This is a genomic window from Phreatobacter sp., assembly GCF_030691135.1.
Taxonomy (GTDB): domain Bacteria; phylum Pseudomonadota; class Alphaproteobacteria; order Rhizobiales; family Phreatobacteraceae; genus Phreatobacter.
Genome location: NZ_JAUYFA010000037.1, coordinates 116,845 through 135,091 on the forward strand (window position 1 = coordinate 116,845; position 18,247 = coordinate 135,091).

At 69.0% G+C, this 18,247-nt stretch carries 18 protein-coding genes; 12 read left to right on the top strand and 6 right to left on the bottom strand.

Features of this window, described 5'->3' with window-relative positions; genetic code table 11:
* The 6 genes from Q8O26_RS06300 to Q8O26_RS06325 form a co-directional block, all read right to left on the bottom strand.
* Nucleotides 1–756 carry an SDR family NAD(P)-dependent oxidoreductase gene (locus Q8O26_RS06300; RefSeq protein ID WP_305574572.1) on the bottom strand — a complete coding sequence of 252 codons (756 nt, stop codon included), beginning with the start codon at nt 754–756 and terminating at the stop codon, nt 1–3.
* Nucleotides 749–1,525: an SDR family NAD(P)-dependent oxidoreductase gene (locus Q8O26_RS06305; protein ID WP_305574574.1), complete on the bottom strand. Its 777-nt coding sequence runs from the start codon at nt 1,523–1,525 to the stop codon at nt 749–751. Before Q8O26_RS06305 ends, Q8O26_RS06300 begins: the two co-directional genes overlap by 8 nt.
* A complete protein-coding gene (locus Q8O26_RS06310; protein WP_305574576.1) occupies nt 1,522–1,698 on the bottom strand; it encodes a hypothetical protein in 177 nt (58 codons plus the stop codon). Before Q8O26_RS06310 ends, Q8O26_RS06305 begins: the two co-directional genes overlap by 4 nt.
* Before the next feature lie 205 nt (nt 1,699–1,903).
* Nucleotides 1,904–2,680, bottom strand: coding sequence for an IclR family transcriptional regulator (locus Q8O26_RS06315; protein ID WP_305574578.1), 777 nt, complete (start codon nt 2,678–2,680; stop codon nt 1,904–1,906).
* Between the two features lie 194 nt (nt 2,681–2,874).
* The gene (locus Q8O26_RS06320) at nt 2,875–4,131 is read right to left on the bottom strand and encodes an NAD(P)/FAD-dependent oxidoreductase (RefSeq protein ID WP_305574580.1); all 1,257 of its coding nucleotides are present in this window, start codon (nt 4,129–4,131) and stop codon (nt 2,875–2,877) included.
* A gap of 195 nt (nt 4,132–4,326) precedes the next feature.
* A complete protein-coding gene (locus tag Q8O26_RS06325) occupies nt 4,327–5,550 on the bottom strand; it encodes a cytochrome P450 (RefSeq protein ID WP_305574582.1) in 1,224 nt (407 codons plus the stop codon).
* 235 nt (nt 5,551–5,785) lie between these two features.
* Between Q8O26_RS06325 and Q8O26_RS06330 the strand changes: the two genes are divergently transcribed.
* The 12 genes from Q8O26_RS06330 to Q8O26_RS06385 all read left to right on the top strand — a co-directional run bounded on the left by Q8O26_RS06330 (nt 5,786) and on the right by Q8O26_RS06385 (nt 18,241).
* Complete coding sequence (locus Q8O26_RS06330; RefSeq protein WP_305574584.1) at nt 5,786–7,036, top strand: sarcosine oxidase subunit beta family protein; 1,251 nt, start codon at nt 5,786–5,788, stop codon at nt 7,034–7,036.
* A gap of 6 nt (nt 7,037–7,042) precedes the next feature.
* Nucleotides 7,043–7,306, top strand: a complete 264-nt coding sequence (locus tag Q8O26_RS06335; protein ID WP_305574586.1) for a sarcosine oxidase subunit delta — start codon at nt 7,043–7,045, stop codon at nt 7,304–7,306.
* Nucleotides 7,303–10,263: a sarcosine oxidase subunit alpha family protein gene (locus tag Q8O26_RS06340; RefSeq protein WP_305574588.1), complete on the top strand. Its 2,961-nt coding sequence runs from the start codon at nt 7,303–7,305 to the stop codon at nt 10,261–10,263. Before Q8O26_RS06335 ends, Q8O26_RS06340 begins: the two co-directional genes overlap by 4 nt.
* Nucleotides 10,256–10,840 (top strand): sarcosine oxidase subunit gamma, encoded by a 585-nt coding sequence (locus Q8O26_RS06345; protein ID WP_305574590.1) that lies wholly within the window; start codon nt 10,256–10,258, stop codon nt 10,838–10,840. Before Q8O26_RS06340 ends, Q8O26_RS06345 begins: the two co-directional genes overlap by 8 nt.
* 230 nt (nt 10,841–11,070) lie before the next feature.
* Complete coding sequence (locus Q8O26_RS06350; protein WP_305574592.1) at nt 11,071–11,904, top strand: universal stress protein; 834 nt, start codon at nt 11,071–11,073, stop codon at nt 11,902–11,904.
* Nucleotides 11,905–12,138: 234 nt separating this feature from the next.
* The gene (locus Q8O26_RS06355; protein WP_305574593.1) at nt 12,139–12,915 is read left to right on the top strand and encodes an ABC transporter permease; all 777 of its coding nucleotides are present in this window, start codon (nt 12,139–12,141) and stop codon (nt 12,913–12,915) included.
* Nucleotides 12,912–13,718, top strand: a complete 807-nt coding sequence (locus Q8O26_RS06360) for an ABC transporter permease (RefSeq protein ID WP_305574595.1) — start codon at nt 12,912–12,914, stop codon at nt 13,716–13,718. The genes Q8O26_RS06355 and Q8O26_RS06360 overlap by 4 nt, the downstream gene beginning before the upstream one ends.
* Nucleotides 13,715–14,473: an ABC transporter ATP-binding protein gene (locus tag Q8O26_RS06365; protein WP_305574596.1), complete on the top strand. Its 759-nt coding sequence runs from the start codon at nt 13,715–13,717 to the stop codon at nt 14,471–14,473. The genes Q8O26_RS06360 and Q8O26_RS06365 overlap by 4 nt, the downstream gene beginning before the upstream one ends.
* Nucleotides 14,470–14,799 (top strand): hypothetical protein, encoded by a 330-nt coding sequence (locus tag Q8O26_RS06370; protein ID WP_305574598.1) that lies wholly within the window; start codon nt 14,470–14,472, stop codon nt 14,797–14,799. Before Q8O26_RS06365 ends, Q8O26_RS06370 begins: the two co-directional genes overlap by 4 nt.
* A 2-nt stretch (nt 14,800–14,801) precedes the next feature.
* On the top strand, nt 14,802–15,860 hold the full coding sequence (locus Q8O26_RS06375) for an ABC transporter substrate-binding protein (RefSeq protein ID WP_305574599.1): 1,059 nt from the start codon (nt 14,802–14,804) through the stop codon (nt 15,858–15,860).
* 178 nt (nt 15,861–16,038) lie between these two features.
* Nucleotides 16,039–17,445, top strand: a complete 1,407-nt coding sequence (locus Q8O26_RS06380; protein WP_371134466.1) for an amidase — start codon at nt 16,039–16,041, stop codon at nt 17,443–17,445.
* A 184-nt stretch (nt 17,446–17,629) separates the two neighbouring features.
* Nucleotides 17,630–18,241: a CDP-alcohol phosphatidyltransferase family protein gene (locus tag Q8O26_RS06385; protein ID WP_305574601.1), complete on the top strand. Its 612-nt coding sequence runs from the start codon at nt 17,630–17,632 to the stop codon at nt 18,239–18,241.
* The last annotated feature ends 6 nt before the right edge of the window (nt 18,242–18,247 follow it).

Genomic DNA, 18,247 nt, shown 5'->3' on the forward strand with positions numbered 1-18,247 from the left:
TCAGATTCTTCCATGCCGCGCGGCGAGGAAGCCGCCGTCGACCGGCAAGACCGCGCCGGTGACGAAGGCGGCGTCCTCTGAACAGAGGAAGGCCACAGGCCCGGCGACGTCGGCCGGTGTTCCCATCCGTTCGACCGGCGTGCCTTCGACGATGAGCCGGGTGTAAAGCGCGTTCTGCCGGTGGCCTGTGGTCATCGGCGTCGCGATGAGGCCCGGGGCGACGGCGTTGACGAGAATGCCTTCCGGCGCCAGTTCCCCGGCGAGCTGGCGGGTGAACTGCGCGACGCCGGCCTTCGCCACCGCATAGGCCGTGGTGCCGGGATAGCCGGTGATGCCGAAGATCGAGGAGATGTTGACGATGCGCCCGCCGGGCCGCGGCAGGTGCGGCACGACGGCCCGCGTGACGCGCAGGACGGCGGCGAGATTGGTGTCGAGGAAGCGGTCGATGAGCGCGTCTTCGCTTTCCATCAGCCGCTTCGAACCGCCGATGCCGGCATTGTTGACGAGAATGTCGATGTGCCCGAAGGCGGCGAGCGAAGCCTTCGCCATGGCCTCGCCGGCGCCGCGGTCGGTGACGTCCTGGATGAGCGCGCTCTGGCCGAGGCGGGCGGCGGTCTCGGTGACCTCCGGGATCACATCGACGAGCAGGACCTGCGCGCCCTCTGCCGCAAACCGCCCGGCGATCCCCTCGCCGATGCCGCGGGCGGCGCCGGTGACGATGACGACCTTGCCGGCGAAGCGCTTGGGATCAGGCAAGGCGCCCTCCGTCGATAGGCAACGCATGGCCGGTGACGTAGGAGGCATCGTCGCTCAGTAGGTAGAGCACGCCGGCCGCCACCTCCTCCGGCTGGCCGAAGCGGTTCATCGGATGTTTCGTCTTCTGGAAGGCCTCGCGCTCGGCGCGCTGCACGGGATCGGCGATCGCCGCCATGCCCTGACGGTGCATGGGACTGTCGATCGTGCCGGGGCAGACGCAGTTGACGCGAATGTTCTCGGTGGCGTGGTTGAGGGCGAGGCTCTTGGTCAGCAGCGTCACCGCGCCCTTCGAAGCCGAATAGATCGAATAGACCGGCGAGCCCTGCAGCCCTGCGGTGGATGAGAACAGCACGACCGCGCCGCGGCCGAGGGTGCGCATGTGCGGGATGATGTGTTTCGCCGCGAGCCATGAGCCCTTCACGTTGATGGCGAAGACGCGGTCGAACTCGTCCTCCTCCACGTCAATGGCGATCCTGGACGGGCCGATGACGCCCGCTGCAGCGACCAGCAGCTCCACCGGTCCCAGCTGCGCCCGCGCCGTATCGGCAAAACGCTTGACGTCGGCGGATGAACTCGCGTCCCCCGTCACGGTGACGGCGCCGGGGCAGAGCGCTGCAGTCTCGGCGAGCGCCGCGGGATCGCGGTCGAACAGGGCGAGCCTCGCGCCCTCTGCGGCGAGGGCGACGGCCGAGGCACGGCCCAGTGCCCCACCGGCCCCGGTGATGGCCGCAACGCGGCCCTCGAAACGTGCTGCCCTCGGTTCGCTCATGTTCGACCTCCCATACGCAGTTCTTCGAGCCGCCGATGATCGGCGGCAGGCTGCCCCGGTCCGATCGGGCCGGGATAGAGGTGCGTCAGGTTCTCACGGGCGTTCACGATGCACGAAGCGGTCACGGTCGCACCCATGAGGGCCGGCATGCGACGGCGGAAGAGCTGCGTCATGACGAGAACCCATTGCCTTGTCGTATCGTTAGTCAATACGGATATATTGATAGCTTGATACGCTGGGTTGCGCGCTGTCAAACCCATGCAAGGGCCGGAGCGGGGCAAATCGCCGGCATGGGTGGCCTGTCCGAAACGCAGGACGTCGCCTCCGGCAGCACGCCGGTCGCCGTCAGGATCGCAGGGCCGAACGGAGAATTGCGGATCAGACGCTGAGAGCGCGCGCCGCCTCGATGGCCAGGGGCGAGAACCGGCGGCGGAAATCGGGAATCGACCACTCGCTGAGCGAGCCCGCGATATGAACCGCACCGATCGGCTGACGGTCGCTGTCGAGCACGGCCGCCGCGAGAACCACCTCGCCGATCAGCGCCTCCTCGGCCGCCCACGAGTAACCCTCAGCGCGGGCCTCTCTGACCTTTTCCCAGATCTGCGGGAGCTCCGTCCGCGACTTCGGCGTCAGCGCGCGGCGGTTTGATCGCATGAGCAGATCGTCGACCGCTTCATCGGCCATGTGCGCCATGCAGGAACGGCCGCCGGACGACAGGAACGAGGGGATCCGTCGCCCGGGCAAGGTCGCGTAAAAGGTCTCCCGCTTGCTCTGCAGGCGGATGGCATAGATCGTCGACGTGTCGTCGAAGAGGCTGAGATCGATGCGCTCGCCGGCGAGCTTGCGCAGTTCCATCAGCACCGGCGTCGCCCGCTCGATCAGGGGATTGGACCGAAGGTAGTCGAAGGAGCGGTCGAGCAGCTTGCGTCCGAGCGTCAGCCCGCCGCTGTCGGCCCGCTCCAGATAGCCGCGGGCCAGCAGCGTCTGCCCGATCCGCTGCGCGGCACTCTTGTTGATGCCGGTGGCGGCGGCGATCTCGCCGAGCGATTTCGGCCGCGGGCTCTGCGCGAAGGCCTCGAGCACGTCGAGGGCGCGGGCGACCGATTGCAGGAACAGGCGCTCGTCGACGGCGTTGGCGCCGGCAGTCTTGGTCATCGAAACCCGTCGGACGAGCGCTCGGCCCCATCCTCCCTGACGCAGGCCATCCTCGCTGGTCCGTGCAATTGGCCCGGTCCGACAGGGGCTGCGTGTTCAACCTTGGCGATTGCTATGCCGTCGGAGACGCGGAAATGCAACACGATCGTATCGTGCGCCAATACCTGCTCGGCGGAGGTCTTGTGCGGTCGGCGTCATGCCTTCGCGGCCCCGCCCGCCGCCAGCGCCTTCAGGTCATAGCCGACAGCCTCCGCCTCCGCCAGGGTGACAGGCGACGGAATGGCCAGGATCCTACGGGCCAGGATGTTGTCGCCGGGCCGGTTGACCGATTCGACGCCGATCAGGATGCCGGCGCGGAACGCGATCAGGGAGAAGCGCGCCTCGGCCGGATCCCCGATGGTCACCTGCCTGTCGAAACCGGTCGTCAGACCGGCCATCTGCAGCTTGAGATCGCCCTGGTCGGACCAGAACCAGGGCACGGCGCGATAGGGCTGCGGCGTGCCGGTCAGACGGCCAGCGACGAGGCGGCCCTGGTCGATGGCATTCTGCACCGATTCCAGGCGAATCGGCCCTCCGGCGAAAGGATTGGGGTGGCTGCAGCAATCGCCGATGGCCGAGATGGCGGGATCGGCGGTCCGTAACAGGTCGTCGACGAGGATGCCGTTCTGGACCGCGAGGCCGGCCTCGGCCGCGATCTCGGCATTGGCGATGCCGCCGATACCGACCAGAACAAGGTCAGCGGCGAGTATCTCTCCGCCGGTCAGCCTGACACCCGTGACCTTGCCGGCCACGCCGAGGATCGCCTCGACACCGGCGCCGAAGCGGAACTGCACGCCGGCGATCTCGTGCCGCTCGCGAAAAAAGGCGGATACGGCCGGCGTCACCGCTCGCGCCATGGCCCGGTCGGCGGCTTCCACCACATGGACCTTCCTGCCGCGCTTGGCTGCGACCGCCGCGAATTCCAGCCCGATGAAGCCGGCCCCGATCACCACCACGTCGGCGGCAGCTTCCAGCCTGGCCCCGAGAGCCCGGGCATCGGCGAGGGTGCGCAGACAGGCGACGCCGTCGAGATCGGCGCCTTCGCCGCTCCAGTGCCGGACGCGCGAGCCGGTGGCGATCACCAGATGGCCGTAAGTGCAGGACCCGCCGTCGGCGAGGTCGAGCCTGTGCGCAGGGCGATCGATCCGAGTCGCCCGTGTGCCGGTTAAAATGCGGATGTCGAGCTTGTCGAGCATGGCCTGGGGCCGCAGCACCAGCGCATCCTCGGCGACCGTGCCAAGAAGAAAGCCCTTGGACAGCGGCGGCCGCTGGTAGGGCAGGACGGGCTCGTCGCCGATCATCTGGATGGTTCCGGCGAAGCCATCCTCGCGCAGCGACAAGGCGGCCTGGAGGCCGGCCTGTCCCGCGCCGAGGATGACGACGTCGGCATGGGTCGCGAAAGGCTGCGTCATCGAGGTCACAAGGTCTTCACGCGGACGCCCCAGCGGCGTCAGATCGGCGCGCCCGGCACCGATACCACGATGCCATCCAGCGCGTCAGGCAGGAGAATCCGGCGGGCAGCCGCGCCCTGTCATCAGGCTCGTCCCCGCCGCCGTATCGATCGTCACCGGGCCCGCCCCGGGACGCGGCAGGGTATGCGCGGCATGTCAGGCCGCCGTCACGCGCAGCGGCAGCGTCTTCAGGCTGCGCAGGTTGTTGTTGAGGGTGCGGGTCGGCGCGCCGTCAAGTTCGAGGCTCCTCACCTGCCCGACCATGGCTTTCAGCACCGCCTCGCCCTCGAGCCTTGCGATCATCTGGCCGATGCACATGTGGACGCCGGTGCCGAGGGCGAGATGGCCCATGGTCTGGCGCGTGACGTCGAAGGCGTCGGGACGCTCCCACTGGTCGGGATCCCGGTTGGCGGCGCCGAGCATGACGAGGATCTTGGTGTCGTTCGGCACCGTGACGCCATCGATCACCACCTCCCGCATGGTCTGCCGGCAGACGTTCTGGATCGGCGTCTCCAGCCGCATAGCTTCGTCAAGGGCCGGGCGGATGCGGGCGGGATCCTCGCGCAGCAGCGCCCATTGCGCCGGATCCATCGCCAGATACCAGAGCGCCGCCGAGATCATGCTCGACGTGGTGTCGAGCCCCCCGCGCAGGAAGGAACGCACCAGAAGCGGTGCCGTCGCGTGATCGATCTCGCCGCGGTCGGCGGCCTCGAAGATCGCCTCGCCGAACCCTCCGGGCACCATGGCCTCGCGCTTCATGCTGTCGAGGAACCAGTCCCAGATGACGTCGGCCTTGCGCTGGGTCTCCTCGTAACGCGCGTTCTTCGGCCCCTGACCATCGAAATTGAGGGCGCCGAGGAGGAAGAGGTTGTCGCGCCGCTGCGGTGAGTCGCGCAGGCCGAGCGCTTCCGGAAAGGTGTTGGAGACATAGGTCTCGGCCAGGTCGTGGACGCCGCAGAAGGCACCCTTGTCCACGAGTTCGGCGACGAGCCGCCCGGCTGCCGCCTCGAAATCCGCGCGCCAGCGGCGGATGACGGCCGGCGAGAGAATCCGCTGAAGCACCGTCCGCACATGGGTGTGCTGCGGCGGATCCACCTCGACGATGGGGCTCGCCGGCCGCCATGCCCCGGGCTTGCGGATGTCGCCGAGCCCCGAACCGCCGGTGGAGGAGAAGGTCTCCCAGTCCTTCAGCAAAGGCAGGACGTCGCGGTGCCGGCCCATCGCATGAACGCCGTAGCGTTGCAGGAACACCACCGGACCTGCATCCCGCACGGCGGCATGCATGGCCCGCGGCTCGTTCAGCACGTCGTCGGCATAGGGGTCGACATCGAGAACGGGCGCAGCCACGCCATGGGTCGCATTCAGAGCGGTGTCGCGCATGGCAGAGCTCCGTCGGCCGGCTGGGTGGGGAGCGGGCCCGATGCGTATTGCCAGAAAATACGGCGGTATCGTCTGAGTTTGGAGAGGCGATGTGCCGCCTGTCAATCGCCTCGCCCTTCCCGGTGCGCATGGCTCTTTCCCGGCGATGGGTGCGCGATCCTCGCGCGCAAGACTGGCGCGACCGCTTCATAGCGGCGACAATGGCTAAGGTTTCCCGCCGGATCGCCCGCCGCCCATGCGCTATTCCCTGCTTTCGCTCGTCAGCCACGCCCTGGGCGGCAACAGGGACTGGAAGCCCGCCTGGCGGGACGCGACGCCGCAGCCCAGCTACGATGTCATCGTCATCGGCGGCGGCGGCCACGGGCTGTCGACGGCCTACTACCTGGCGCGCGATTACGGCATCGCCAATGTCGCAGTGCTGGAGCGCGGCTGGATCGGCGGCGGCAATGTCGGCCGCAACACCACCATCGTGCGCTCGAACTACCTGCTGCCGGGCAATATCCCGCTCTATGAGCTCTCCATGCAGCTCTGGGAGGGCCTCGAGCAGGACATCAACTACAACGCCATGGTGAGCCAGCGCGGCGTCCTCAACCTCTACCATTCCGACGGCCAGCGCGACGCCTATGCGCGCCGCGGCAACGCCATGCGCCTGCACGGGATCGATGCCGAACTGCTCGACAAGGAGGGCGTGCGCCGGCTCTACCCGTTCCTCAATTTCGACCAGGCGCGCTTTCCCATCCAGGGCGGCCTGCTGCAGCGTCGCGGTGGCACGGTACGCCACGACGCCGTCGCCTGGGGCTATGCCCGCGCGGCGAGCGACCGCGGCGTCGACATCGTCCAGAACTGCGCCGTGACCGGATTCCTGCGCGAGGGCGGCCGCATCACCGGCGTGGAGACGAACCGCGGCGCCATCCGGGCGAAGAAGGTCGCGATGGCCGTGGCCGGCAGTTCCTCCGAGGTGGCCGCCATGGCGGGCCTGCGCCTGCCGATCGAGAGCCACGTCCTGCAGGCCTTCGTCTCGGAAGGGCTGAAGCCGATCATTCCCGGGGTCATCACCTTCGGCGCCGGCCATTTCTACATCAGCCAGTCCGACAAGGGCGGCCTGGTCTTCGGCGGCGATATCGACGGCTACAATTCCTATGCCCAGCGCGGCAATCTCCCGGTCGTCGAGGATGTGTGCGAGGGCGGGATGGCGCTGATGCCGGCCATCGGCCGGGCCCGGCTGCTGCGCAGCTGGGGCGGCGTCGTCGACATGTCGATGGACGGCTCGCCGATCATCGACCGCACGCCAATGGACGGTCTCTATCTCAACGCCGGCTGGTGTTATGGCGGCTTCAAGGCGACGCCGGGCTCGGGCACCGTCTTTGCTCATCTCATCGCCCGCGACGAACCGCACCCGGCCGCGACGGCCCTCACGCTGGACCGTTTCGCCCAGGGCCGTGTGATCGACGAGAAGGGCCAGGGCGCCCAACCGAACCTGCACTGAGGACCGATGCGCATTCCCTGCCCCTATTGCGGCCCGCGCGACAGTTCGGAATTCGCCTATCACGGCGACGCCGCCCCGCGCCGCCCGGCCGATGGCGATGCCGCCGCCATGGCGACCTATGTCTATCTCCGCGACAATCCGGCCGGCCCCATGGAAGAACTCTGGTACCACGCCTATGGCTGCCGCTCCTGGCTGGTGGTCTGCCGCGACACCCGCGACCACACCATCACCGGCGCGAAGCCCGTCGCTACGCACGGGGCCACGGCATGAGCGTCAACCGCCTCGCCACCGGCGGCCTCGTCGACCGGCAGACGCCCATCGGTTTCAGTTTCGACGGCCGTCCCCTGACGGGGCTCGCCGGCGATACGCTGGCCTCGGCGCTCGTCGCCAACGGCATCGGTCTCGTCGGCCGCTCGTTCAAGTATCACCGCCCCCGCGGCATCGTCTCGGCCGGTCCCGAGGAGCCCAATGCCCTGGTGGAGAAGGGCCGAGGCGCCTATCGCGAGCCCAACACACGTGCGACCACGATCGAGCTCTATCCCGGTCTCGACGTCGCCAGCCAGAACCGCTGGCCCTCCCTGCGTTTCGACGTCCAGGCGATCGGCCAGCTGGCGTCGCCGCTGCTTGGTGCCGGCTTCTACTACAAGACCTTCATGTGGCCGGCCGCCCTCTGGGAGCGCCTCTACGAGCCGGCCATCCGCCATGCCGCCGGTCTCGGCCGGCTGTCGGGCGCGCCTGACCCGGACACTTACGAGAAAGCCTATGCTTTCTGCGACCTTCTGGTGATCGGCGCCGGTCCCGCCGGCCTCGCCGCGGCCCTCACCGCCGGACGGACCGGGGCGCGCGTCATCCTGCTCGAGCAGGACTTCGCCCTCGGCGGCCGCCTGCTTTCCGACACCGTCGAGATCGACGGCATGCCGGGACCGGTCTGGGTCCGCGAGGCGGAAGCCGAATTGGCGACGTTCGACAATGTCCGCATCCTCACGCGCACCGCCGCCTTCGGCCTCTATGACGGCGAGATCGGTGCGGTCGAGCGTCTCACCGACCATCTCGCGGTGACCCCGGCGGGAATGCCGCGCCAGCGTCTCTGGACCCTCGTCGCGGTGCAGACCGTGCTCGCCGCCGGTGCCATCGAAAGGCCGATCGTCTTCGGCGGCAATGACCGACCCGGCATCATGCTGGCCGCGGCCATGCGGACCTATCTCCAGCGCTTCGCCGCCCTGCCGGGGCGCCGGGTCGCGGTGTTCACCGCCACCGACGACGGCTGGCGGACGGCCGAAGCCTTCGCCAGCGCCGGCGTTCCGGTCGCGGCGGTGATCGATGCGCGGCGCGACATCGCCGCATCCGTCAGGGCGCTCGCCGGCGACGTGCCGGTCTTCCTCGGCGCCCGCGTGCTCGATGCCATCGGTGGGCAATCCCTCTCGGCGATCGAGGTGATCGGCGATCACGGCCGCCGCCGCATCGCCGTCGACGGCCTCGCCGTATCAGGCGGCTTCAACCCCGATATCGCGATGACGACCCATCTCGGCCACAAGCCGCGCTGGTCGGATGCCAGCCTCGCCTTCGTGCCCGATGCCATGCCGGCCAATCTCGCCGTGGCGGGCGCGGCGGCCGGCCGCTTCACCCTCGCCGAGGCGCTGGCAGACGGGGCAAGGCTCGGCGCTGCGGCGGCCGGCGCTGCCGGCAAGCCCGTCGTCGCGGCTCCGGCGTGGCGTGCCAGCGACGAGACCTTCGCCGTCGGGCCGCTCTTCCACGTCGAGGGCGGACGCGGCAAGGCCTTCGTCGACCTGCAGAACGACGTCACCGACAAGGACGTCGCCCAGTCGGTGCGCGAGGGCTTCGTCTCGGTCGAGCATCTGAAGCGCTACACCACGCTCGGCATGGCCACCGACCAGGGTCGCACCTCCAGCGTCAACGGCCTCGCCATCCTGGCGAGACTGACCGGCCGGACCATTCCCGAAACCGGCTCGACGCGGGCCCGCCCGCCGCATGGCCCGGTCGCCATCGGCGCCTTCGCCGGTCTCCATACCGGCACGCATTTCAAGCCGACGCGTCTCACCGCCTCGCATGGCTGGGCGAAGGAGCAGGGCGCCGTCTTCGTCGAGACGGGGCAATGGCTGCGGGCCCAGTGGTTCCCGCGGGCAGGCGAGCGCGACTGGCTCGAAAGCGTCACCCGCGAGGTCGATGCCGTGCGTTCCGGCGTCGGCATCTGCGACGTCTCGACCCTCGGCAAGATCGCACTGTCGGGGCCGGATGTCGGCGCCTTCCTCGACCGGGTCTATTGCAACACCTTCTCCACCCTGCCCGTCGGCAAGGCGCGCTATGGCCTGATGCTGCGTGAGGACGGCTTCGTCATGGACGACGGCACGACGGCGCGGCTCGGCGAGGACGACTATGTCCTCTCCACGACCACCGTGAATGCCGGCAAGGTCATGCAGCACCTTGCCTTCTGCCATCAGGTGCTGTGGCCAGACCTCGACGTGCAGATGGTGTCGGTCACCGAGCAGTGGGCACAATTCGCGGTGGCCGGCCCCCGCTCCCGCGCGTTGCTGCAGCAGCTGTTCGGGCCGGCTGCGGACCTGTCCGACGCCGCCTTCCCCTATCTCGCCTGCGGCACCTTCCCGCTCGGCGCGACCATGGCCCGCCTGTTCCGGATCTCGTTCTCCGGCGAGCGCGCCTATGAGATCGCCGTCCCCGCCGGCTATGGCGACGCTCTCATCCGCGCCCTGATGGTCGCGGGTCGCGATCTCGGCGTCACGCCCTACGGTACCGAGGCGCTCGCCGTCATGCGGATCGAGAAGGGGCATGTCGCAGGCGCCGAGCTGAACGGCCAGACGGTGGCGCGTGATCTCGGCCTCGGACGAATGATGTCGCGGAAGAAGGACTATGTCGGCCGCCTCATGGCCGAGCGGGAAGCCTTGAATGATCCGTCCCGGCCGACCCTGGTGGGACTGCAGCCGACTGTGCCGGGCGTGCGCCTGCGCGCCGGGGCGCATTTCCTGAGCCTCGGGGCGCCGGCCACCGCCGCGAGCGACGAGGGCTACATGACCGCGACGGCCTTCAGCCCCGCTCTCGGCCACTGGATCGGCCTCGGGCTTCTGGCGCGCGGGCCGGAGCGTATCGGCGAGCAGATCCGTGCCTATGACCCGATCCGCGGCGGCGATGTGGTCGTCGAGGTGGTGAACCCCGTCTTCATCGATCCGGAAGGAACCCGCGTTCATGGCTGATCTCGTCCATCGTGGCGGCTATGCCGGCCTCGGCCGGCGGGTCGGATCAGGGGATGGCGTTCTTGCCGTCGAGCGGGCGGGCCTCGCCGCCGCCACCGTCATCGCCCGTCGCGGCAAGGCGGGGGAGACGGCGGCACGCCTCGGCAGCCGTTTCGGGTTCGCGGTGGTGGATGGGCCGAAGCGTGCGGTGTCCGCGGTCGCCACCGTGCTCGGCACCGGGCCCGGCACGTGGTTCGTGTTCGGCGAAGAAGATCCGGGGTTCGTCGCCGGCCTTCGTGCCGCGCTGGCAGGCGTCGCCGCGGTGGTCGACCAGTCTGACGGCCAGGCTGTGCTTCACCTGAGCGGAGCGCGGTTGCCAGAGCTGCTGGAAAAGGGGGTGCGGATCGACCTCGACCCCGCGCGGTTCACGCCCGCGGACGTCGCCGTCACCGCCATAGCCCATATCGGCGTCACGCTGTGGAAGATCGATGCGGTGCCGACCTTCGCCGTCGCCTTGCCGCGGAGCTATGCCGCAAGTTTCCGGCATTGGCTCGAAACCTCGGCGGGACCGGCAGGGCTGACAGTGATGTCGGACTGAAGCCCGTCGGCGCCGCAGCAGCAAGGTGGGCCACCTTGTCGAGCAGCGTTATGCACCGCTCGTGGATCCTATTTCCCGGCGCGACGACGAGACCCGCCGCTTCGTGATCAGGCGCGATGCCGATCACCGGTCGCGCCCAAATGTCGCGGAGGGCGCTTGTTCCAGGTCAATTCCCTCCCTTTCCGATCTGACAGATTGCAGGGACAGACCAAAGACAAGGGATCGAAACGATGAAGACGACCGCCTACCTGCCCCTGCTGACCTATCCCGATACGGTGTCCGTCAAGGCGGCCGCGGCCGCGGCGAGAATGGCCGCCGCGATCGGCGCCGACCTCGACGTCATGATCTATTCCGTCGACCTCCCGCGCTCCAGCGCCTCCTTCGGCGGGATGGTCATCAACCTGTCGGACATGGTCCGGAAGGTCGAGAACGACAGCCGCGAGCATAGTGCGGGGCTGGCGGCTGCCGTACAGGACATGGCGCGGAGCCACGGCTTGGCCTTTCAGCTCGATCAGCGCCACGCGGTGCCGGCCGAGGCCATCCAAGGGGCTGTCGCGGAGGCCCGCTATCGCGATCTCGCCATCGTCCCCTGGTCGGACGACAACCTGACGTCCCGCGAGCTCGCCGAGGCGCTGGTCTTCGGCGCGGGCCGGCCCGTTCTGCTCGTCCCCGAGACCCATGAGGCGGTGCGGATCAGCCATGTCGCGGTGGCCTGGGACGGTAGCCGTGTGGCGGCGCGGGCCCTCGCCGATGCGCGGCCCTTCCTTGCCGCGGGCGCGCGGGTCACGGTGCTGATGGCGGGCGACGAGAAAAAGCTGGAGGCGGGGATCGGCGACCTCCTGGTGGATAGTCTGTCGCGCCGCGGCGTAACAGCGGCGGTCCGGACCGTTTCGGCGAAGGACCGGCCGGTCGCCCAGGCCCTGCAGGATGCCTGTCGCGAGGTCGGTGCCGGCCTGCTGGTGATGGGAGGCTACGGCCATTCGCGGCTGAGGGACTTCGTCGTCGGTGGCGCGACGCGGGGCGTGCTCGCAGCGCTCACCATGCCGGTGCTCATCTCCCACTGAGCGCGACCGAACCTTCGGGCGGCCCCGTGAACTCCGGGCGCGGGAGCCGGGCCGTCGGTACTGCAGACGAGCTATGCGCCGTGCGGCATCTTGCAATTTGTCGGCTGCACCGAAAGGCTTCCGTTACGCGATGACGTTCCGCGGTCCGCTCGATCGGACCACCTCAAAGGAACGCGTCGCGCGCCGCTCCCCGAGCGGTCAGGGATGCGGCTTCCGCATCCGATGGGAGGACGGATGGAACGGACCAGTCGCATCAGCGCGGCCCTCATCTTTATTGCGCCTTTGGCCGTGCTGGTGGCGCTGTGGGCCATCATCGTGCCCGTCCTCGAGGTGCGGCCGCAGATCTTTCCGAGCGTCGCGGCCGTCGGCAAGGCGGGTCTCGAGAGCCTGATCGACGGATCGCTGGTGCGTCACGTCATGGCGAGCGTATCCCGCGTCGCGATCGGCACGGTTCTGGCGGTTCTGGTCGCCGTGCCGCTCGGCATCCTGATGGGGGTGAGCCGCGGCGTCTCCGCCTTCCTGACGCCGCTGATGCGCTTCTTCTCGGTGCTGGCCGGCATCGCCTGGATCCCGATCGCCACGCTGTGGTTCGGCTACGGATTCGGCGCCATCGTCTTCGTCATCTTCAACGCGGTCTTCTTCGTCGTCGCCTACAACACCCTGCTCGGCGTCTCGACCATCCCGATGACGCTGCGCCACGCCGCCGCCTCCCTCGGAGCCGGCCGGCGGGCCATGCTCACCGACGTGCTGCTGCCCGGCGCGCTGCCCAACATCGTCACCGGCGTCCGCACCGGCCTCGGCTTCGCCTGGCGCGGTCTGATCGCCGCCGAGATGATCGCCACCGATGTCGGCCTCGGCTACATGCTCTTCGTCGCCCGCGACTTCTACCAGACCGAGGTCATCGTCCTCGGGATGATCGTCATCGGCACGCTCTGGCTGCTGATCGACCGCTTGCTCCTCGTGCCGCTCGAGCGGGCGACGATCGAGCGCTGGGGGCTCGTCAGCACATGAACGCCCTCCTCCCCCTCTGGAGCTTCGTCCTCAGGACCTCGGTGAAATGGCCGATCCTGCAGACGCTGGCGCCCTTCGTGCCCGTCGTGGCCCTGTGGTGGGCGGTGGCCGCCTGGGGTCCCTTTCCTCCGGCCTTCTTTCCCTCCCCGCCCGACGTCTTCGCCAAATTCGTCACGCTGATGGAGAAGGGGATCCTGCCCGAATATCTCGCCGACAGCGTCGCGCGGCTTGCCATCGGCGCCGCCATCGGGATCGGGCTCGGCGTGCCGCTGGGACTGTGGATCGGCCTCAGCAAGGGCGCGCACCGCGCCCTCTGGCCGGTCCTCCTTTTCTTCCAGGCCATCGGCGACATCGCCTGGCTGCCGATCCTGATCATCTGGTTCGGCTTTGGCCTGACGACCATGACCTTCGTCATCGTCTACACCGTGCTGTTCCCGGTGATCCTCAACACGGTGCTCGGCGTGCGCTCCGTCCGGATCGAGCTCCACCGGGCGGCCCAGAGCCTGGGCGCCTCCCCCGCCCGCATTGTCGGCGAGATCGTCGTTCCCGGCGCGCTTCCGAACATCATGACGGGCCTGCGCAACGGCCTCGGCTATGGCTGGCGGGCCCTGATCGCCGCCGAGATGATCGTCGGCACCAGCGGCATCGGCTTCCTCATGTTCGACGCGCGCCGTGCCGGCTCGGTCACCGAAATCGTGCTGGGCATGATCGTGCTCGGCATCCTCTGGTACATCGTCGACGCGTGGATCCTCGCTCCCATCGAGCAGGCTACCGGCCGGCGCTGGGGATTGGTCACGCAGTGAAGTCGCTCAGCCTGAAGAACCTCGCGAAGACCTATTTCGACGCCTACAAGGGCGAGCACGTCACCGCCATCCGCGACGTGTCGCTGGAGGTGCCCGCAGGAGAGTTCGTCTCCATCGTCGGCCCTTCCGGCTGCGGCAAGTCGACCATCCTCAACATGGTGGCGGGTTTCATCCCGCATTCCGGCGGCGACATCCTGGTCGGCGGCGTGCCGGTCAAGGGACCGGGGCCCGATCGCGGCGTCGTCTTCCAGTCCTTCGCGCTGTTTCCGTGGAAGACCGTCCTCGACAATGTCGGCTTCGGCCCGAAGATGCGCGGCGTGCCCAAGGCCCGGCGCGACGAGATCGCGCGCGAATATCTCGCTCTCGCCGGTCTCTCCCATGCCGCGGACCGCTACCCGAACGAGCTGTCGGGGGGCATGCAACAGCGCGTCGGCGTGGTCCGGGCGCTTGCCAACGAACCCGACGTCCTCTTGATGGACGAGCCTTTCGCCAGTGTCGACGCGCAGACCCGCATGACCCTGCAGGACGAACTCTCGCGCATCTGGGAGGAACGGCGGCCGACCGTGGTCTTCATCACCCACGATGTCCCGGAAGCCGTGTTTCTCGCCAACCGGGTGGTCGTCCTCTCCAAGGGCAAGGTTTTGGCTGAGGTCGAGGTGCCGATCAGCCGCCCGCGCGTCTGGGACCGGCTGGTGGCAGACGATGAGTTCAAGGACCTGTCCAACCAGGTCCTCGCCCTGGTGAGGTCGGCATGAGGCTTCTTCGGCAGGCCCTCGGCTCCAGGCGCGGCCTGATCCTGCTCGGGCTCGCCGCGGCTTGGGTCCTTTGGCAGGCCTGGCTCTTCGCGGTGGCGCCGGCCAAGATCGCCGGCGGCTTTCCGGAGCGCGCGCGGGTCAATGCCGTGATCACGCTGCCCTTCGCGCCGGAGCGTTTCCATATCCTTGTGTTCCAGCGCTACGGCCGCGTGTCGGGAACGGAAGGCAACAGCGTCGAACTGCGCGGTATCGACAAAAGCCAACTCGGCGCCATCGCCCGGCACTACTGGGTGAGGCGGATAGAGCCATTGCAACAGGGAGGATGACCATGATCACGAGAAGGACGGCCGTCGCCGGAACGCTGCTCGCAGCACCGGCGCTCGCCTATGCCCAGCAGATGACCAAGCTCAAGGCCGGAATGGTGACCGGCATCGACCAGATCGGCCTGCCGATCGCCCTCGAGCGCGGCTTTTTCGAGAAACAGGGCCTCGACGTCGATATCGCGCGGCCCTACGCCACCGGCGTCGACGCGCTGAACGCCCTGCAGGCCGGCGAGAGCAACATCGTGCAGGTCGGCGTCCCGATGATCGGTGCCGTCGTACGCGGCATGGACCTCGTCGCTCTCGGCAACTATTCCGGTAAGGCCACCGCGCGCGGGTCGGACGCCACCATGGCGCTGATCGCTCGCGCCGATTCCGGCATCACCCGGGGCAATCTGGCGAGCCTCAGGGGCAAGCGGATCGCCGCGTCCTTCGGCACGATCAACCATCTCTACATCCTCGCCCTGCTCGAAAAGGGTGGCCTGGCGCCGGCCGACGTGACGCTCGTCAACACGCCGCCGCCGGACATGACGGTGGCGCTGCTGGCCAGGGGCATCGACGCCTTCGTCGGCTGGGACCCCTGGCCGATTGTCGCGCTGAAGGACGTGCCTGGTGCCGTCGAGATCATCCGCGGCGGAGACGCCATCTCGTATGTCGGCTTCAATGTGGCCCTGAGGCCCTGGGTCGCCGCCAATGGGCCGACCATCGAGAAGTTCCTGATCGCCGTGTCGGAGGCCGATCAGTGGATGCGCAAGAACCCCAAGCCGGCGGCGCAGGTGGCGACCCGCTGGATTCCCGGGCTTCGGCAGGACATCGCCGAGACCGCGATGGAGTTCAACATCCAGCAGGCCGACCGGCGCCTGTCGGCCAACAACTTCCGCGCCATGCATGAAGCCCTCGACCGGCTGCACCGCCTCGGCTTCCTGCGTGCGACCTTCGACGTCAACAAGCACTTCGAGCCGAAGCACATGCTCAAGGTGATGCAGGACCATCCCGCCCTGTTCGCCGACCTGCCGCCGATCCCGGCGGAGGTGGCGATCGGACCGGGTTACGTCTTCAGGCCCTGAGCCTTCCGCGGCGAACCCATCGCCGCCAGACCGCTGCGCGCCCGGGGCCTCCGCAGGAGACCCCGGGCGATGGCATTGGGCACCATGGAACCTCCGGCTTCGAAGGCGCCACCGGGTCCGGTTGCAAAGATCCTTCATCTCCTGTCTTGCTCGCTGATCCGCCGACGAGGAGGTCGCCTTGCCGATCGACATGACCGCCGCCTTCGCCTTCTGGCCTTCGCTCGCCGCCATCGCGGCCTCCGTCAACGATGGCCGGAGCACGGCTGCTGCCGAAGCCGGGCGGTCCCTGGCGCGCATCGATGAACTGGACGGGGCCATCAATGCCTTCACTTCGGTCGACCGGGACGATGTGGCGGCGCGGGCGGCACGGGTCGATGCGCGGATTGCGGCGGGCGAACGCCTGCCCCTCGCCGGCGTGCCCGTGGCGATCAAGGACAATATCTGGGTCGCGGGGCGACCGATCACCCAGGGCTCGCGGCTGTTCAGCGATTTCGTCGCCCCCGAGGATGCCGAGGCCGTGGCGCGGCTGGTGGCCGCCGGTGCGGTGATCGTCGGCATCGCCAACACGTCGGAATTCGCGGCCAAGGGCCAGACGACCAATCTCCTCCACGGCGCCACGCGTAATCCCTGGAACACCGCGATGACCCCAGGCGGCTCGTCGGGCGGCCCGGTGGCCGCCGTCGCGAGCGGCATGGTGCCGCTGGCGATCGGCACCGATGCCGGCGGCTCCAGCCGCAGGCCCCCGGCCCATACCGGCCTGGTCGGGCTCAAGCCGTCCTTTGGCGCGGTTCCGTATGGCCCGGGCTTTTCCGAGCCATTCTTCGCCATTTCCTGCATATGCCCCATTGCCCGGACTGTCACCGACACCGCCCTCGCCTTCGAGGTCATGGTGGGGGCTAGCCTGCTCGACCCGCATTCGGCGATCCTGCCGCCGGATGGCGAGCTCGCGCCTGAGCGGATGCGGATCGCCTACAGCCCGCGCTGGGGCCTCGACGTGCCGGTCGAACCGGAGGTCGCGGACCATGTCGCCGCCTGTGTCGAGCGGCTGCGCCGGGCCGGCCTGACCATCGTCGATCGCGATCCCCAATGGCCGGCCGGCGCTGCGGAGGCCGGTCTCGGCGCCATCCAGCAGGGCGGTCTCGCCGCGCTCTTCGGCTCGTCCTGGAGGGAGCGGCCGGACCAGATCGATCCCGATCTCGGCGCGCAGATCGCAGCCGGTCTCGCGCTTGCGGGAACCGACGTCGCCAGCGCCCTGCTCCTGTCGGAACAGGTCGCCGTCGCCGGTGCGCGCTTCTTCGCGGCCCAGGGTCTGGATGCGGTGATCGGACCGACCACGCCCTGCGCCGCCTGGCCGGTCGACCGGCTCGGTCCGGAGACGATCGCCGGCGTTCCGGTCGGCCCGCGCGGCCATGCGGTCTTCACGCCGCTGTTCAACCATACGCGCCAGCCGGCGATCTCCGTTCCCTGCTGGCTCGACCGTTCGGGCCTGCCGCTCGGGCTGCAGATCGTCATGCCGCGCGGGCGGGACCGCGACGTGCTGAGACTGGCCGCCGCGGTGGAAGAGGCGCTGGCCGCAGGGGCGTGATCCTCGGCGGGCCTGGCCTGCAGGCAGCCGGGCCGGGCGCTCTCTAGACCCCTTCCCACGACCGGCTGGGAGCGGGTTCACCGACCTGGCCCCGTCGCGAGCGGGGATTGATCAAAAGTCGTGCGGGTTGCACATCTTCATCCGGCCGCGACCTGCCATGTGGCCGAACGAGGACTGTCCGCCGATGTTCGATCCTCTCGCCAGACGCCTCATCGACGCCCCTCTGGCGCGGCTCGGCGCCTGGATCGCGGGTCGCGGTGCCACCGCCAATGCCATGACCGCTGCGGGATTGGCCTTCGGGCTGGCAGCGGCCCTCGCCATCGCGACCGGTCATGCCGGCTGGGGATTGCTGCTGATCCTGATGTCGCGGCTGGCCGATGGTCTCGACGGGGCGGTCGCGCGCGTGCGCGGGCCGACCGATCTCGGCGCCTTCCTCGACATCGTCGCCGACTTCGCGTTCTACGCGGCCATTCCCATCGCCTTCGCCATCGCCGATCGGGCGAATGCCTTCCCCGCCCTGGTCCTGGTCGCCAGCTTCCTGCTGTCCGGTGGGAGCTTTCTCGCTTTCGCCACCCTCGCCGAGAAGCGCGGCCTCGCAACCACGGCGCGCGGTCGCAAGGGCTTCTTTCATCCCGGAGGCCTGGCGGAGGGCACCGAGACCATCGCCGCCTTCGTGCTGATGTGCCTGTTTCCGGCCTCCTTCGCGCTGATCGCCTGGATCTTCGCGGCGGCCTGCATGATCACCGCCTGCGGCCGCTGCCTCGACGCGGCCCGCATGTTCCGCCAGGACCCCTGAGAGCGG

Bases quoted from the DNA above. Each gene is read 5' to 3' on its own strand.
- Q8O26_RS06385 (WP_305574601.1), top strand. From the start codon at position 17,630: ATGTTCGATCCTCTCGCCAGACGCCTCATCGACGCCCCTCTGGCGCGG.
- Q8O26_RS06305 (WP_305574574.1), bottom strand. From the start codon at position 1,525: ATGAGCGAACCGAGGGCAGCACGTTTCGAGGGCCGCGTTGCGGCCATC.
- Q8O26_RS06355 (WP_305574593.1), top strand. From the start codon at position 12,139: ATGGAACGGACCAGTCGCATCAGCGCGGCCCTCATCTTTATTGCGCCT.
- Q8O26_RS06370 (WP_305574598.1), top strand. From the start codon at position 14,470: ATGAGGCTTCTTCGGCAGGCCCTCGGCTCCAGGCGCGGCCTGATCCTG.
- Q8O26_RS06330 (WP_305574584.1), top strand. From the start codon at position 5,786: ATGCGCTATTCCCTGCTTTCGCTCGTCAGCCACGCCCTGGGCGGCAAC.
- Q8O26_RS06350 (WP_305574592.1), top strand. From the start codon at position 11,071: ATGAAGACGACCGCCTACCTGCCCCTGCTGACCTATCCCGATACGGTG.
- Q8O26_RS06335 (WP_305574586.1), top strand. From the start codon at position 7,043: ATGCGCATTCCCTGCCCCTATTGCGGCCCGCGCGACAGTTCGGAATTC.
- Q8O26_RS06340 (WP_305574588.1), top strand. From the start codon at position 7,303: ATGAGCGTCAACCGCCTCGCCACCGGCGGCCTCGTCGACCGGCAGACG.
- Q8O26_RS06375 (WP_305574599.1), top strand. From the start codon at position 14,802: ATGATCACGAGAAGGACGGCCGTCGCCGGAACGCTGCTCGCAGCACCG.
- Q8O26_RS06360 (WP_305574595.1), top strand. From the start codon at position 12,912: ATGAACGCCCTCCTCCCCCTCTGGAGCTTCGTCCTCAGGACCTCGGTG.
- Q8O26_RS06345 (WP_305574590.1), top strand. From the start codon at position 10,256: ATGGCTGATCTCGTCCATCGTGGCGGCTATGCCGGCCTCGGCCGGCGG.
- Q8O26_RS06315 (WP_305574578.1), bottom strand. From the start codon at position 2,680: ATGACCAAGACTGCCGGCGCCAACGCCGTCGACGAGCGCCTGTTCCTG.
- Q8O26_RS06325 (WP_305574582.1), bottom strand. From the start codon at position 5,550: ATGCGCGACACCGCTCTGAATGCGACCCATGGCGTGGCTGCGCCCGTT.
- Q8O26_RS06310 (WP_305574576.1), bottom strand. From the start codon at position 1,698: ATGACGCAGCTCTTCCGCCGTCGCATGCCGGCCCTCATGGGTGCGACC.
- Q8O26_RS06320 (WP_305574580.1), bottom strand. From the start codon at position 4,131: ATGACGCAGCCTTTCGCGACCCATGCCGACGTCGTCATCCTCGGCGCG.